Origin of the sequence: Candidatus Kaelpia imicola (assembly GCA_030765505.1) — a bacterium.
In the GTDB taxonomy this organism is placed as follows: domain Bacteria; phylum Omnitrophota; class Gorgyraeia; order Kaelpiales; family Kaelpiaceae; genus Kaelpia; species Kaelpia imicola.
This window is the reverse complement of the sequence record JAVCCL010000020.1, coordinates 64963-80457: the sequence shown is the minus strand read 5'-3', so window position 1 is coordinate 80457 and position 15495 is coordinate 64963. Positions and strand designations below refer to the sequence as shown.

Here is a 15495-nt window from a genome sequence, read left to right as displayed (position 1 = left end):
TAAAAACTTCTCCTGGCTTTTAATTTCAACGTGGTATTAAAACAACCTTATCGAATCTTAAATCTATGATAGCCGGATTTAACTTCTTGGCTTCCATATCGATTAAGACTACCTTTAAACGTATCAGCTTATCCTTGAAGCCGCCTCTACCCAACTTGACCTTAATATCATTAGTAAGTATAAGATTGATATCTTCGACACTATTAACATCAATATCAAAATTGATGCCTCTTTCACCCAAAACAGACTCTATCAAATTCAACAGCTCTAAAGCTGAGTCTATCTTAGCATTGTCAGCATCGCTAGCCACCGCAACTTCCCCCGGATTGACCCCTTTAACGAGAGGTAGAGACTCAATGCGGAAATTGCTGGGGAATGGCAACACAAAGCCTTCTGCATCCAGCGGATAATAGCGCCCTAAATGAATCTGAGCCACGGGAATTCTATTTGTAACAATAGCCATAATCTTATTAGGCATCTGCTTATAAAGACTGAGCTTAAGTATCTCGGGATGCTTTTTGAAAATCTCTTTAATTTTTACAATTGGGTCTATCTTAAAAATAGAGTCGCCTTTTTTGATATTTAAATATCTAAACGCATTACTCTTATCTAATCCTGAACCATCGCTAAAAATAACCTTGGCCTCTTTTATGCTAAAACTAGACGAAGAGACCTTATAATTTTGCATAATATTGAAGAACCAAACCAAAAGTAGAATTAAAACAGCCCAGTTTAGAAAAAAGAACGCGATTTTTATTTTTTCGTAATCTATCTTCTTAAACATCTCTCTCCCTTGAAGGCAGATTCTAACATTTTTAATACTAGTTCGTCAAATTCAATCCCGCAAACTTTGGCAGCTTTGGGTAAAAGGCTAATTTTCGTAAGTCCGGGAATAGTATTGACCTCCAAAACAAAAACCTCATCTCTAACCGTTGAATATAGTATATCTACTCTAGAAAACATATTGCATCCTATCGCCCGGTGAGCCTTAAGAGCTAATCCTTGAACTCTCTCAGTCAATCTTTTATCTATATCAGCCGGAATTGAGTAGCTGCTTAAGCCATCAGTATATTTAACTTCATAATTATAAATATCACTGGAGGAAGATATTTTGATTACAGCAAGAGGCTTATCTTCCACTATTCCAACGGTAAGTTCTATTCCTTCTATAAAATCCTCGACCAAAACTCTTCCATCGTAATTGAGAACCTCAGGTATAAGATATTCTGCTTCGATGCTATCTTTGATCTTATAAATCCCTATACTTGAACCCTGAGAAGAAGGTTTCAGGATAGCCGGGAATTTAAGCAATGACCAATTTACTTTACTCTCAGCATCAACTATAAAATAGCGGGGTGTTGGTATAAGATTCTTTTCAAAAACATCTTTCGAGGCTATCTTATCCATAGATATTTTGCAGGCATGCTTATTAGAGCCTGTATAAAGATAATTGGATTCGTCCAATATTTTCTGAATATTTCCATCTTCACCAAACCATCCATGCAACGCTATAAAGCAGAGGTCTATCTTCTCTTCTTTTAAAACTTTTAAAATCCAGCTTTTTAAATATTTCCTATCTTTTCTCTCCGGAACTATAATATCTCTAACTTCAAAACCTCTCTTTTCCAAAATCTCTAAAACTGACTCTCCTGAAAGCAAAGATATCTCCCGCTCCGAAGAGGGTCCTCCTCTTAAAACTCCAATCCTATATTTTTTTAAATCTGCTACCATATTAGTTTAACTTCAGGCTCTAGCCAAAACTTCTTATCTTTCCAAACTCTCCTCTGCAAGACATCTTTTAATGACAGAATATCTTCAGAAGAACTATTATCCAGACTGATTAAAAAATTGGCGTGCTTATCAGAAACAACGGCTCCGCCCCTTTTGTAACCCTTAAGACCCAGAGAGTCTATCAAAATAGCCGCTCTATGTTCTAGATGGTTTTTAAAAAAACAACCGCAGGAAGACTCTCTTAGATCTTGAGTATAGAACCGCCTCTCTATATAAGCTTTCATATTTTTCTTTATCTCTGCCCTGGACCCCAGAGCAATTTTCAAAAACACCTTGGTCAGAATAAAATTTCCCAGATTGGAATCTCGATATTTAAAATCTATTTTTTCCCGATTTAAAATCAACAGCTCTCCTTTAGTATTTAGACATTCAACCTCAACTATATTCTCGGAAATCTCTTTTCCAAAAGCCCCCGAATTTCCAACGGCTGCCCCAGCTATAGTAGAAGGGATGCCGACCATATACTCTAATCCTTCAATTGAATTATCTATAGAGAATCTCATCAATTCAGAAACCTCTACCCCTGCCCCAACATCTAAAATATCTCCCTCTCTTTTAATCTTTTTAAAAATGCTGCCGTTTAACTTCAAAACAACAATATCGCTCCGCTGATTAGCGAAGAGTATATTCTTTAATCTCCCAAAGACCATATATCTTAGATACTTGCTATTTAAATCAATAACGGTACCCCTTAGTTCCTCTAACGTTGAAATCTCAAGCAAAAAGAGAGGATTTAACGAATACCCGTAGCCATCAAAGATAGTGCTATTCAATGCTTGATAACCCTTCGCTTAATCTCTTTGAAATCTTGTTTATATCGCCGGCGCCTAAGAGAAGGATCATATCACCCTCCCTAACTTCATTTAACAGTAAGTCTGCAATCTCATCTATCTTAGCATACTTAACATTAGAAGACCCTATATTCTCAACCAGCATCTCGGAATTTATGCTGGGGATAACCTCTTCAAAAGCTGAATAGATATCGCTAATATAGATCTTATCTCCGCCCTTAAAACAGGTTTTATAATCATCCCAGAGCATCTCTGTTCTTGTATACCTATGAGGCTGAAAAACGACCAAAATCCTTGGCGGTTTTAAATATTCCTTAACTGTCCTTATCGCTTCCTCTATCTCTCTGGGGTGATGGGCATAATCTTCCATAAGAGTTACAGCTTTAGAACAAAACTTCAGATCATACCTTCTCTCAATACCAGAGAGACCCGAAAAAGATTCTGCAATCTTTAAAAGGTCTAATTTTAAGATATCAGCAAGAGCAAATACTGCTAAACTATTAGATGCATTCTTATAGCCTATAAGGGGCAAAGTATATTCAGTTATAAAACTACCGTTCTTATAAAGCTTTATCTTTGAGAAAAAATCTCCTTTATCCACTAATTCACCCCTATAATCAGCTTTAGGTCCAAATCCGAAACTAAGATACTTTAGAGAGCTTGCCTCTGCCAGCTCTACCAGATAATTATCATCTGCGGATATAATATTAACTCCTTCTTTTTGCATATAACACCTGAACTCTCTCTTTAATTCAGAGAAATCATTATTGTAAAATTCAAGATGGTCATTACCTAAACTGGTAAATACCTTTAAATCAGAATCTAAAATCTGAAAACTTCTGTCACTCTCATCCAATTCCAAAATATAATTTGAATTAGAGGGAATAAAATTATTGTTTATCTCTTTTGATATGCCTCCTAAAATCATTCCCGAGTCAAAACCATAGTTTCTTAGAACAGAGGCAAGAAGATATGTCATTGTAGTCTTACCATGAGTCCCCGTAACAGCAATGGATTTTCTGTCCTTTAGCATTTCAACCAGAGCAGATGTCCTGTGCAGTAGAACGCAGTTCTTCCCTTTAGCTTCGATATATTCAGGATTACTCTTCCCTACAGCCGTCGAATAGACAACTATATCGCTCTCTCTGATTCTTCCAGCTTCATGGGAAAAATATACTTCAATACCTAAAGAGCTCAGTTTTCTTTCTATTAAAACATCAGGACTTGCATCCGAACCTCTAACTTTAAAACCTCTGCTTTGAATAAGCTGAGCCAGCGAACTCATACCTATACCACAGATACCAATTAAATAATACGAGGTCTTCCTGTTCATTTTAAAATAATATCGATAGACCTGTCCGCTTTTTCGAAATTGCCCTTAAGCTGCCTCAATTTAACTTTTACCCGATTCAGACCCTCTCTATCTCTTGCTATATATTTCGTAAAACCAGCAACAACTTCTACATCTGCCAGTTCCTGCCTGATAAGAAAAGAACCTCTCTTACTCAGCATATTTCTCGCATTCTCAAGCTGATGCTCTTTAGCGTAAGGATAAGGAATATAGAGCGTCGGAAGCTCAGAGAAGATTGATTCAACTATAATCTGAGCTCCGGCACGGGAAATAAGAAAATCAAAATCATCAAGAAAAATTTCCATATCATTGCGAAAACTATAAACCTCTACATTAAGATTGTTGTTAATATTCAAACCGTCAATTCTCTCTTTGACTTTGCGGTAAAACTTATCTCCCGTTATGAGAACAAGCCTTAAGTCTTGGCCTCTTAAAAAGCCACCTTGAATAATCTCTGTAAAAAGATTGTTTAAAAACATTGAGCCAGAACTCCCGCCTGCAAACAGAATAGAGAATGGCCATCTCTTATCTTTTACAACTAAGCTGCTCTCTCTTCTTATTAAAGGCCTGATTCTTCTAATCTTGAACCCTAACTTAGATTTTAAAGATATCTCTGGCCATAAAACTAAAATCCTATCTACAAAATAAGCTAATATTCTATTGGACCGCCCCAGCGCCATGTTGGGTTCATATATAAAAGTCTTCTTCCCAAGAATCTTTGCGGCTACTATTCCCGCCAATGAATAATATCCGCCAAACCCTACGGCAACACTGGTATTCTTTAAAATAAAGAATACCAAGAGATAATTAAACATATAGAGAGATTGAATCAAAGCCAATAGTTTCAGTCTAGATATTTTAAAACTTCTAATTCCCGATTCCGCCTCGAAATGAGAAAAGTTGCTTATAAATAAAATCGCTTTATGACCCCGGGACTCTAAATCTTTTTTTAAGACTAAAGCTGGGTGGACATGCCCGCCGCTACCTCCCGCAAATAGAAAAATACTCTCTCTGTTCATAAATAAATTCCAATCTACCGCTTAAAACAAATAATACAGAATATTATTCACTAAGACTGCCCCCTCTCTTAGCTATATTTAAAATCAATCCAATTAGAATCATATTCGCTATCATAGAAGAGCCGCCATAGCTTATAAAAGGAAGGGGCAAACCTTTGGTCGGCAACAACCCTAAACAGACCCCAACATTAATAACTATCTGATAACTAAAAGAGATAATCAATCCTGTAAGCAGCAATCTTTTAAATAACCCTTCTATTCTACTTAAAATAGAGATAAAGTTCCAAATCAAAAAAATATAAACCAAAAGCAAAGAGAATGCTCCTAAAAAACCAAGTTCTTCTGCGACTATTGAAAATATAAAATCATTATGTGCTTGAGGAAGATAGAATAGTTTCTGTCGCGATAGACCCAGTCCATGACCAAATAATCTACCTGAGCCTATAGCTATAAAAGACTGTATTAACTGAAAACCTATGCTCTCAGAATGACGCCAGGGAGATAGAAAACCCAAGACCCTTAGTTTTAAATAGGGTAGTTTCCAAAATGCTATAGAGATAAAAGGAATAATTCCTATGAGGGTGTAAAACAAAAATTTAAAAGGAATTCCCGTAAAATAAAGCAAAGAGATGCTGATCAAAGCTATGAAGATAGCATTACCGAAATCCGGCTGTAGTATCAGAAGCAACATTAAAATAGCGGTAATAGAGTAGACCGGAAAGCATACTCTGCTAAAATTTTTGTAAAGATACCTTCTCCTCTCTAAAAATGCTGCCAAATAGACTATATATATTATCCTCACAAACTCTATAGGCTGAACACCAAAACCACCCAGCCTAAACCACCTCTTAGCACCGCCAGCACGTATGCCAAAAAAAAGAACAGAGAGAAGAATCGCTAATCCAAAAAAAAGAAGTCCCCTGCTATGGCTTGCAACTTTATTAAGATCTACCTTGTAAGCAACTATAGCAGCTATTAGGCCTAGAAATATAAACAGCAATTGACGTTTCAGGTAATAGAAACTATCCCCAAAGACCATCTCAGAATATATACCTGAAGAACTATAAAGGAATATAACCCCAGCAGATATTAAAATAAAACTTAAAAGAATAACTCTCCATTTTAATTTTTGCATCTCTGTAAATCTCTTACTATTCTTTTAAATAGATTGCCTCTCTCTATGTAGCTCTTAAACATGTCAAAACTCGAACACATTGGGGAGAGCAAAACCGTATCGCCGGAAGAAGCCTCCTCCAGTGATATATTAACAGCATCCTTTAAATTGTCGGCAAATTTTACGACTTCGACAAAAACACCTATTGTATTGGCTATCTTCTCTTTTGTCTCGCCTATTAATATTAGAGCTTTAACCTTGCTTGAGATTTCATCTTTAATTATTCTAAAATCAATATCCTTATCTCTTCCACCTGCAATAAGAACCACATCGGAATCAATATTGCTCAAAGCCCACTTAGTAGCATCAGGGTTTGTAGCCTTAGAATCGTTTATAAAACTTACTCCGGCTATATAACCAAGACTCTCTTCCCTGTGATTTAAATTTTTAAGTTTCTTAATCTCAGAGAGTAGCCGTCTATCTTCTAACCCAAGAGCTTTAGCTATAAGATAGACTGCTTTTTGATTCTGACTCATCTCAGGAGATTTAAAAACTGAAATATCCACAAGCTTTGCCAAAATAGAATCCTCTCTCTCCTTAATCATTCTCTGAGACAGATCAACTATTGCAATATCACCCGGACTCTGGTTAGAAAAAATCTTAAACTTTGCTCCTGAATAATCATCCATGCTCTTATGTCTATCTAAATGGTCCTGGGAAATATTTAAAAGAACAGCTATATAAGGATGGAAGTTAACCGTATATTCAAGCTGAAAAGAACTGAGCTCCAAAACAACCAAATCATTTTTGTTCAGATCTAATACCAGAGAAGAGAATGGAATACCTACATTACCTGCCAGAACAGCTGAATAGCCCATTTTATTTAAAACTCTGTGAATGTAGGTCGAAACTGATGTTTTGCCGTTTGTTCCGGTTATTGCAATAACCTTGGCCGGAGAGTACATCCAAGCAAGCTCTATCTCTGATATCGCAGAAATATTATGACTCTTGGCATACTTTAAAACCGGATTACTATTGTCGATAGAAGGTGAGAGTATATATAGCGCAGCATCTCTATAAAAATCCTCATTATGCGCCCCAAGTTCTACGTCAATATCAAACTCCAGGAGAGAGGAAGCCTTTTTTTTTAGCTCCCTGCTATTTGAAGATTCAGTTACCTTAACACGAAAACCTTTCCTCTTTAATAGCTGAGCGGCAGCATACCCGCTCCTGCCCAGACCTACTACACAGAAAATATTCTCCGATTTCATCTCAACTTCAAAGTAAGTAAACTCAAAAGAGCAAAAAGAATAGCTATAATCCAGAAGCGAACTATTATTTTAGGCTCCGCCCAACCTTTAATCTGAAAATGATGATGTATTGGAGCAAAATAAAAAACCCTCTTACCCCGCGTTTTAAAACTTAAAACCTGAATTAAAACAGAGATGGTTTCAATTACAAAGAGACCTCCTATTATCAACAGAAGAAGCTCTTTTTTTATAACCACTGCAACAGTGGCTATAGCACCTCCTAAGGCCATAGAGCCGCTATCACCCATAAAAATATCAGCCGGATAGGCATTATACCAAAGAAAACCAAAGCAAGCTCCTACCAATGCAGATAGAAATACAGCGAGCTCCCCAGATCCTTCTACATAAGAGATCAAAAGATAGTGGCTCAGCTTAAAATGGCCGGCAAGATATGCCATTACCGCAAAAGCAATTGCTGCTATTATGACAGAACCGACAGCCAAACCGTCCAGACCATCGGTGAGGTTTACAGCGTTAGAGGTAGCTACAATAACAAGTACTACAAAAAGGATATAGAGAATACCGATGTTAAAAATAAAATCTTTTAAAAAAGGAACTTCTAACGCCGGACTGTAATCCGGTCTTAAATAGAGATAGCCTCCGACAATAACGCCTACCAGAGATTGAACTAATATCTTAGATCTTCTCGATATTCCTCTCTTCTGATTCTTAATTTTAGATATATCATCCCAGTAACCCAAAGCCCCCAGAGAGAGAAAAGCCAACAAGGCAATCTGTACATAATGATTTAAAACATCCCCAAAAACCAGGGTAGCAATAATAGTTGAGAATATTATCAGGATACCGCCTGAGGTGGGAACACCTTCTTTGTGAACATGGTACTTATAGAGCTTCTCGCATTTCTCCCTTTTCACATTTTCAATCAAACCTCTTTTAATTAGATACTGTACAAACTTTGGATAGAAGAGGATGAAGATAAAAAAAGAACATCCTGATGCAACGATTGAACGAAAAGTAATGTATTTAAAAAGGTTAAAACCAAAAAAAATATCTTTTAAAGGGTAAATTATCCTATAGAACATTTTTAAATAATCCTCTCTTTGACTTTTTTAATAATATCATCAATATGCATACCATGAGAAGCTTTAAAAAATAACATAGAGCTTTCTTTAGAATTTTTAATAATCGTCGCAAGATTTTTCACTAAGCTTTGTTGGTCCAAAAACAAAATCCGCTCCTCAGGAAAACCTCTGCTCTTAAGTCCCTGAACAAAATGTTTTATATTAGAACCGCAACAGAAGTAATAATCAATATCTAAATTAGCCGCAAAAATTCCTGCCTCTAAATGTTTTTTATCTGAGACTCTACCTAACTCTGACATATCAGATAAAACTGCAATCTTTAACCCGCTATAATCTAAGCTTGAAATAAACTCTAAAGCTACAGCCAAAGCCTGAGGGTTAGAATTATAACTATCATCTATGATGTCGATATTGGAAAACTTTTCATAGTTCATTCTACCGTTTAAAGGTTTGAATTCAGACAGAACTCCGGCAATAGAATCTAAATCTATACCAAGCTCCGTTGCAACTGAGATTGCCGCAGATATATTGAAACCGTTTTTATATCCCAGCAAATTTGAATTTAAACTAAAACTATCTCTGTAGTTCAACTTAAGACCATCTATATTTACCTTATCTACTCTTAGCCAGCAATCGTTATCTTCTTTTAAACCAAATGTCTTAAACCTAAGACCAGCCTCTATCCTATTATCTAAACTTTTAAAACAATCCTGATCTTTAGAATAAAAAGCAAACCCGCCTTTTTTCAAAAATTCAAATAGCTTCACCTTCTCGTTAAAAACATTCTCTTCATTTCGTAAAAATTCAAGATGGGCTGAAGATATATTGGTAATCAGTCCATGATCAGGTTTCAATATATCTAAGAGTATATCCATCTCACCCTTTTTTGAAATCCCTATTTCAAAAATCGCATAATCATAATCAAAATTACAGTTGAGAATATTCAGAGAGAGACCTAAAAGATTATTCTGATTAAGATAATTTCTGTAAGTAGAAAATTTGGAATTTAAAAACGCAGCTGTAAGCTCTTTGACTGTTGTTTTACCATTACTGCCTGTAACTGCAATTATAGGAAACTTAAACTTGATTCTTTTATACCTTGCCAGTTGATATATAAAATTATAAGAATCATTGACCTTAAAAAAAGATAATCTATCATTTTTTCTTAGATCACCGATAGCGCTATTGTCTTGATATACTACCCCCCGAGCTCCTTTTAAAACAGCCTCTTCTATAAAGTCGTGACCATCAAAGCTTGCACCCTTAAGTGTAATGAATATTTCACCTGGCTGAATAGTCCTGCTATCGATTGAAAAACCGGCGGCAGGAAATCTCTCTCTATTCGCATCCGATAGAAAGGTACTTAAATACTCTCTAATCTCCGGATAGGATAGTTCAGACATTTGCCGTTCTTTCCATAGTCCTTCTGGCTAAAGCTTTTCGAGCTACCTCCTTATCGTCAAAAGGAATAACCAGATTATCTACCAACTGATACTTCTCGTGACCCTTACCAGCTATAAGTACTATGTCGTCTCTCTGCGCTCCATATATAGCTTTCTCTATAGCCTCTCTCCTGTCGGGAACTATGCAGCAATCAGAACCCAATTGACCTAATCCTTTTTTTATATCTTCTATAATATTAAACGGGTTCTCACCTCTGGGATTATCAGTTGTAACTATAACCTTATCTGCTAGGCTAGAGGCAATACGCCCCATCTGATACCTTTTATCTTTATATCTATCTCCACCGCAACCAAAGACAACCCAGAGATTGTTTTTCTTTAAACCCTTAAACAGCTTGAGCATCTCCTCTAAAGCTTTAGGAGTATGGGCATAATCGATAAAGACCTTGACCTCGGAAGACCCAAACACCCTTTCTATCCTTCCCCTGACACCTTTAAAAGATTCTATCGCATTGATAACCGAATCTCTATCCAATCCATACCTTACGGCTATACCAATAGCTGCTAGAATATTGTATATGCTGTGGATACCAATCATAGAGGTACTGAAATTAAATATTTCTCCAAAGATTTTAATTCTAAGAGAGCTGCCTTTAATATCCAACTTATAATCTAAAACTGATATATCTGCATCTTCAGAAAATCCATAACTCACTTTTTCCTGAGAAATATCTTTATATAACCGCCTACCGTAAGGGTCGTCCAAATTTATAACTCCAAAACCATCTTTTTTTAAAAGTTCTTCAAAGAGAATCTTCTTAGCCTGGTAATAACTATCCATATCTCTATGGTAATCAAGATGATCTTTATCTAAATTTGTAAATACAGCGCTATCAAAACCTATCCCTTTAAGCCTACCCTGAATAAGGCCATGAGAAGATGTTTCCATAAATATCGCATCTCCCGATATATCCACAACCTCTCTGATATACCTCCTAACGGTAATTGCATCGGGGGTAGTATTAAAAGCAGGAATCTCTCTATTGCCGACCCTATAACAGATAGTACCTATTAATCCAGTAGTTAATCCTGCTCTTTTAAAAATATGTTCCAAGATAAAACTTATAGTGGTTTTACCGTTTGTCCCTGTTATGCCTACCATATACAGCGAACCTTCGGGAGTCTGGTAAAAATTAGAGCTTACCTTTGCCAAAACAGCCTTCGGCTCCTTTACCTCGACAAGTATAACTCTTCCGGAAAAAACAACCTCATTGAACCTGCCTTCCTCTGCAAATATAACCGAAGCCCCGCGCTCTACAGCATGATAAATAAAATCATGTCCATCTCTATCCTCACCTTTAATAGCCAGAAACATAAAATCTCTTTGAATTTTGTTGGAATCAATACTTATACCTTTTAAATCTAAATCTTGAAAATTCCTGGATTGAAAATCAATTCCAGATAAAACCCTGCTTAACTGCATCAGAAACCTCTCTCTTGTTTTCAGAAACCATTAAATACAACATTGCCTTCTCTGCTATATTTTTAAACACCGGAGCAGATACTACGCCTCCAAAATGTAAAGGCTGAGGCTCATCCACTGTTACCACGATTACAATCTTAGGCTCTTCAACCGGAATAAAACCCATGAATGTAGCAACATATCTATTCTTATAATATCCCCCGTCTTTCAGGTTAGCCTTTTGGGCTGTGCCTGTCTTACCAGCTATACTATAAAGGCTGCTTTTGGCATATCTGCCGGTACCACTCTCAACCGCTTCCTGCAATAGAAGCTGCATCTCCTTTGCAACCTCCGGACTTAATATTCTCTCACCCTTGGAAGGATTTATGCTTCTTACTTTAAACCCATTCTCATCCCTCACCTCTTTGACTATGTGAGGTTCCACGGAATAGCCTCCATTAGCTATTATGCTCATAATCTTACCAAGATGCAAACAATTAACAGCTACCTCTTGACCCATTGCAATAGATACTTGGCTATAATCAGACCAACTGCCAGGCTCTCTCAATATACCCCCAGACTCCCCAGGCAGATCTATACCTGTAGGTTCACCGATACCAAAAATCTTCAGATATTTATAGAATTCATATCTATCCATCTTTATTACCGATTTTGCCACCCCAATATTACTTGAGTAAACTATTACAGATTTAAAATCTAAATCTCCGTAGGCATGATAATCATGTAATATTCTTCTACCAATTTTATAACTTCCATTCTCGCAATAAACCCTATCCTCTAATCTTAGGAGTCCTTGATCTAAAAGAGCAGCAGCTGTAATAACTTTAAAAACCGAACCAGGCTCAAAAAGATCTGAAATAGCAAAATTTCTCATATTGCTTAAATCAGCATCGGTTATCTTATTAGGGTTAAAAGTTGGAATATTTACAAGAGAGAGTATATCTCCTTTGTAAGGGTCCATAATAACAATAGAGACCCTCTTGGCTTTATATTTCTCATAAATCTGTCTGGCTTCTTCCTGGGCATAATGCTGTAAGACTTGATCTATTGTAAGTACTAATGCATTACCGTTTTTAGGAGGTATATAAGTCGTCGTAAACCCACTTAGAATCAAATTTTTCCCGTCACCTAAAGTAAGCCTATACCCTTCAGCCCCTTCTAAGATATCATTATAATGAAACTCCAGACCGGATATACCTCTATTATCAATATCAACTGCACCCAACACCTGGGAAGCAAGAGTATTGTGAGGATATACTCTTTTTCTCTCAACTTTAATTCCCAAGCCGCTTAAGTCAATCTCCTTAAGATACTCTTGAGCCTTACCATGTTCTAAACCCCTCTTAAGCCATATAAACATGCAGTCCTTATTCAATCTTTCTGAAACTAACTCAAAATCCATACCAAGCACAGCTGCTATTTTAATAGCAGCCGCTTTTTTATCAGATACCCTGTTTGGATCAGCAAATATTGAATAAATGTTTCTATCCATAGCAAAAACTCTGCCGCAAGAATCGAAAATCTTACCTCTCTCCCCTCTGACTATCAAATATTTCTCCTGTTGCTGCAGAGCTATCTGGTAAAACTGATCTCCTTTTATTAACTGCAGGTAAACCAATTTTCCGAGTATTAAAACAAAAAGTAAAAAGAGGAAAAATCTTAGTTTTAAAACTTTGACATCAAGCAATTTAGTCTTAAAATTTTTTAGGGAATTTCACCGGCAAAAGATATTCTACCGCTTACATTGTATTCCTCTTTATCTCCATCTATTCTCTGATAAGGAATTCTAACCACTCTTACCGACTTGGCAAAACTAAAGTCGGGCTTTAAAACCAAAAGTCTCTCCTCCAGCATAGAAGGGGTCTCCAATCCCGCAACCTTATATGTAAGCTCTTCATTCTTTACCACCTCTTCTCTTAATATGTTCTGAAACCTTGCTTCCCAATAATTCTCTTTGATTAAAGACATTCTCTGTTCTAAATAAAAAAAACTCATTAAAGTCAGAACAAACACTGCGAAAATATTTTTTAGATAAAAAATATCGCTTCTGTTCATAACATAAATATTTTCAAAAATAAATTTAGATCTGAATTTTTACATTTTTTGCCTGCACGCAATTTAGCACTTCTTGACCTGGGGTTAATATCAACCTCCAGAGGAGAAGGAATCAGCGGTTTGGAGATAAGGGGTTGTAAATGTCCATCTTTCTGAAAATCCCTGAAAGTACGTTTTATGATTCTATCCTCTAGGGAATGGAAACTTATTACAACTATCCTTCCCTCTGGAAGCAAAAGATCTATCGCATCTTTAACTGCCGTAAAAATGCTCTCCAGTTCTCTATTAACGGCTATACGCAATGCTTGAAAAGTCCGTGTAGCAGGGTTAATCCTTCTATTTACATAGGAATACGGGACTGCTTTTAAGACTATCCCTGAAAGCTCTTTGGTAGTCTCTATCGCCTTCTCTTTTCTGGCTAAAATAATCCCATGTGCAATACGCTGATGATACCTCTCTTCTCCAAAAACTTTCAGAATCCTTGAAATCTCCCTTTCGGAATAGTAGTTGACTATATCATAAGCGGTCAACTTACTCCCGGTATCCATGCGCATATCTAAAAATGCATCTCTTTTAAAACTAAACCCTCTATTGCCTTCAAGCTGGTAAGAGGATATTCCCAGGTCAAACAAAACAGCATCCACCTTCTCTATATTTAAAGAACGAAGTATCTGTTTTATATTTGTAAAATTGTCATTAAAAATATAGAAGCTGCCTTTAAAGCGAGAAAGCCTCTCCTGGGCCATCTTCAAGCTTTCAGAGTCTCTATCTATTGCAATAAGCTTCCCTCCGGGTAATATAGATTCCAGTATTCTCTCTGAATGTCCACCCATACCAACCGTACAATCTACTACGACATCACCCGCTTTAAGATTCATGAAATCTATAGACTCATTCAGCATGACAGGGGTATGCTCGGTTCTGTTTCTCTCATCCATAATTACCTCTTTTAATAAAGTATTCATTCCTCAATAAGCTCTTCGGCTATATCTTCAAAATTCTTAAGCTCTGTTCTGCAGAATTCATCCCACTTAGACTTAGCCCATATCTCTATCCTGCTTGAGACTCCTATAACAACAAGTTCTCTCTTAATCCCAGAATAATTCTTAAGATAAGACGGTATTAAAAACCTGCCCTGAGAATCAGGTGTTATCTCAGTTGCTCCGGAGAAATATATTCTGTTAAAACTCCGGGCGTCTTTTTTCATAATAGAGAGAGCTTTAAACTTATCCTCCTGCCCCCTCCATTCACTTTCGGAGAAAAGGAAGAGACACCTCTCCATACCACGCGTAAGGTAAAACTTTTTAATTATTTTTTTCTTGGCTAACTGCCTGAATTTGGCCGGCAAGACCACTCTACCCTTTTCATCCAGATTGTGTTCATATTCTCCGTAAAACATATTCCACTTTGCTCCACTTTATGCCACTAAGTGTATTCTATGAACTACAAGGTACCCTGTCAAGGAGAAAACTAAAGAAGGGGGTTTTTAAATCAGGGACTATATCGATAAAGAATCTCGTAAATAGAAAAAGAGAGAGCAGAAGAAAGATACATCCTAATATAAGATCGGCACCAAGTGCAATCTATCAGAAAATTCCTATATTAATACATATTGTCTATAGCAGGATCTATCGCTATCGAGTGATTAGCAAGAACCTCACAAAGAGAGTTGCAAGAAAAGAAGATATCGCAGCTGCAACTATGACAGCTCCGAAATCCAGATATAACAGTTGGTTGTATAAAGAGAATATAGGCGCAAGTCATGTAGATAGTAGAACCATGTTCTATCTTGAAAAAACTTTTAAGAGATATCCCTTAAGCATTGGTTTTAAGGAATTTTGCTATTCCTTCTTTCGATTGAACACCTACAATCTGGGCAGCCGGTCTTCCCTCTTTAAAAAGAATTAACGCCGGTATACTCATAATTCCATAATCAGCAGCTGCTTGAGTATTCTCATCAACATTGAGTTTTGAAAATTTAACCCTACCTTCAAAATCAGCAGCCACTTCATCAAGTATAGGGCTGATCATTTTACAGGGCCCACACCAGGGAGCCCAGAAATCGACCAAAACAGGAACTGGTGATTCTAAAACTTCATTTTTAAAGTTGTCCGCATTTACTTCTTGCATATTAA

Annotated in this window: 15 protein-coding genes; all 15 read right to left on the bottom strand. The window is 36.6% G+C overall.

Annotated features, from left to right (window positions below; genetic code table 11):
* Positions 1-25 precede the first annotated feature (25 nt).
* On the bottom strand, positions 26-784 hold the full coding sequence (locus P9L98_03705; GenBank protein ID MDP8216406.1) for a cell division protein FtsQ/DivIB: 759 nt from the start codon (positions 782-784) through the stop codon (positions 26-28).
* Positions 769-1731, bottom strand: a complete 963-nt coding sequence (locus tag P9L98_03700) for a D-alanine--D-alanine ligase (protein MDP8216405.1) — start codon at positions 1729-1731, stop codon at positions 769-771. The genes P9L98_03705 and P9L98_03700 overlap by 16 nt, the downstream gene beginning before the upstream one ends.
* Positions 1725-2564: a UDP-N-acetylmuramate dehydrogenase gene (murB, locus tag P9L98_03695; GenBank protein ID MDP8216404.1), complete on the bottom strand. Its 840-nt coding sequence runs from the start codon at positions 2562-2564 to the stop codon at positions 1725-1727. The genes P9L98_03700 and murB overlap by 7 nt, the downstream gene beginning before the upstream one ends.
* Positions 2557-3915: a UDP-N-acetylmuramate--L-alanine ligase gene (murC, locus tag P9L98_03690; GenBank protein MDP8216403.1), complete on the bottom strand. Its 1359-nt coding sequence runs from the start codon at positions 3913-3915 to the stop codon at positions 2557-2559. Before murC ends, murB begins: the two co-directional genes overlap by 8 nt.
* On the bottom strand, positions 3912-4952 hold the full coding sequence (locus P9L98_03685; protein MDP8216402.1) for a UDP-N-acetylglucosamine--N-acetylmuramyl-(pentapeptide) pyrophosphoryl-undecaprenol N-acetylglucosamine transferase: 1041 nt from the start codon (positions 4950-4952) through the stop codon (positions 3912-3914). The genes murC and P9L98_03685 overlap by 4 nt, the downstream gene beginning before the upstream one ends.
* A 43-nt stretch (positions 4953-4995) precedes the next feature.
* A complete protein-coding gene (gene ftsW / locus P9L98_03680) occupies positions 4996-6087 on the bottom strand; it encodes a putative lipid II flippase FtsW (GenBank protein MDP8216401.1) in 1092 nt (363 codons plus the stop codon).
* Positions 6075-7337: a UDP-N-acetylmuramoyl-L-alanine--D-glutamate ligase gene (gene murD / locus P9L98_03675; GenBank protein MDP8216400.1), complete on the bottom strand. Its 1263-nt coding sequence runs from the start codon at positions 7335-7337 to the stop codon at positions 6075-6077. Before murD ends, ftsW begins: the two co-directional genes overlap by 13 nt.
* Positions 7334-8251 (bottom strand): phospho-N-acetylmuramoyl-pentapeptide-transferase, encoded by a 918-nt coding sequence (gene mraY, locus P9L98_03670; GenBank protein ID MDP8216399.1) that lies wholly within the window; start codon positions 8249-8251, stop codon positions 7334-7336. Before mraY ends, murD begins: the two co-directional genes overlap by 4 nt.
* A 170-nt stretch (positions 8252-8421) precedes the next feature.
* Positions 8422-9822, bottom strand: a complete 1401-nt coding sequence (gene murF / locus P9L98_03665; protein MDP8216398.1) for a UDP-N-acetylmuramoyl-tripeptide--D-alanyl-D-alanine ligase — start codon at positions 9820-9822, stop codon at positions 8422-8424.
* A complete protein-coding gene (locus P9L98_03660) occupies positions 9815-11305 on the bottom strand; it encodes a UDP-N-acetylmuramoyl-L-alanyl-D-glutamate--2,6-diaminopimelate ligase (GenBank protein ID MDP8216397.1) in 1491 nt (496 codons plus the stop codon). Before P9L98_03660 ends, murF begins: the two co-directional genes overlap by 8 nt.
* A complete protein-coding gene (locus P9L98_03655) occupies positions 11274-12854 on the bottom strand; it encodes a penicillin-binding protein 2 (GenBank protein MDP8216396.1) in 1581 nt (526 codons plus the stop codon). The genes P9L98_03660 and P9L98_03655 overlap by 32 nt, the downstream gene beginning before the upstream one ends.
* A 155-nt stretch (positions 12855-13009) precedes the next feature.
* Positions 13010-13300 (bottom strand): hypothetical protein, encoded by a 291-nt coding sequence (locus P9L98_03650; GenBank protein MDP8216395.1) that lies wholly within the window; start codon positions 13298-13300, stop codon positions 13010-13012.
* Positions 13301-13356: 56 nt separating this feature from the next.
* Positions 13357-14298 carry a 16S rRNA (cytosine(1402)-N(4))-methyltransferase RsmH gene (gene rsmH / locus P9L98_03645; GenBank protein ID MDP8216394.1) on the bottom strand — a complete coding sequence of 314 codons (942 nt, stop codon included), beginning with the start codon at positions 14296-14298 and terminating at the stop codon, positions 13357-13359.
* Positions 14299-14321: 23 nt separating this feature from the next.
* On the bottom strand, positions 14322-14759 hold the full coding sequence (mraZ, locus tag P9L98_03640) for a division/cell wall cluster transcriptional repressor MraZ (protein MDP8216393.1): 438 nt from the start codon (positions 14757-14759) through the stop codon (positions 14322-14324).
* A gap of 416 nt (positions 14760-15175) precedes the next feature.
* The gene (gene trxA, locus P9L98_03635) at positions 15176-15490 is read right to left on the bottom strand and encodes a thioredoxin (GenBank protein MDP8216392.1); all 315 of its coding nucleotides are present in this window, start codon (positions 15488-15490) and stop codon (positions 15176-15178) included.
* Positions 15491-15495 lie beyond the last annotated feature (5 nt).

Excerpts from the sequence above, each read along its gene's own strand:
- P9L98_03705 (MDP8216406.1), bottom strand. The coding sequence starts at position 784 with ATGTTTAAGAAGATAGATTACGAAAAAATAAAAATCGCGTTCTTTTTT.
- P9L98_03700 (MDP8216405.1), bottom strand. The coding sequence starts at position 1,731 with ATGGTAGCAGATTTAAAAAAATATAGGATTGGAGTTTTAAGAGGAGGA.
- murC (MDP8216403.1), bottom strand. The coding sequence starts at position 3,915 with ATGAACAGGAAGACCTCGTATTATTTAATTGGTATCTGTGGTATAGGT.
- P9L98_03685 (MDP8216402.1), bottom strand. The coding sequence starts at position 4,952 with ATGAACAGAGAGAGTATTTTTCTATTTGCGGGAGGTAGCGGCGGGCAT.
- ftsW (MDP8216401.1), bottom strand. The coding sequence starts at position 6,087 with ATGCAAAAATTAAAATGGAGAGTTATTCTTTTAAGTTTTATTTTAATA.
- murD (MDP8216400.1), bottom strand. The coding sequence starts at position 7,337 with ATGAAATCGGAGAATATTTTCTGTGTAGTAGGTCTGGGCAGGAGCGGG.
- murF (MDP8216398.1), bottom strand. The coding sequence starts at position 9,822 with ATGTCTGAACTATCCTATCCGGAGATTAGAGAGTATTTAAGTACCTTT.
- P9L98_03660 (MDP8216397.1), bottom strand. The coding sequence starts at position 11,305 with ATGCAGTTAAGCAGGGTTTTATCTGGAATTGATTTTCAATCCAGGAAT.
- P9L98_03650 (MDP8216395.1), bottom strand. The coding sequence starts at position 13,300 with ATGAGTTTTTTTTATTTAGAACAGAGAATGTCTTTAATCAAAGAGAAT.
- rsmH (MDP8216394.1), bottom strand. The coding sequence starts at position 14,298 with ATGGATGAGAGAAACAGAACCGAGCATACCCCTGTCATGCTGAATGAG.
- mraZ (MDP8216393.1), bottom strand. The coding sequence starts at position 14,759 with ATGTTTTACGGAGAATATGAACACAATCTGGATGAAAAGGGTAGAGTG.
- trxA (MDP8216392.1), bottom strand. The coding sequence starts at position 15,490 with ATGCAAGAAGTAAATGCGGACAACTTTAAAAATGAAGTTTTAGAATCA.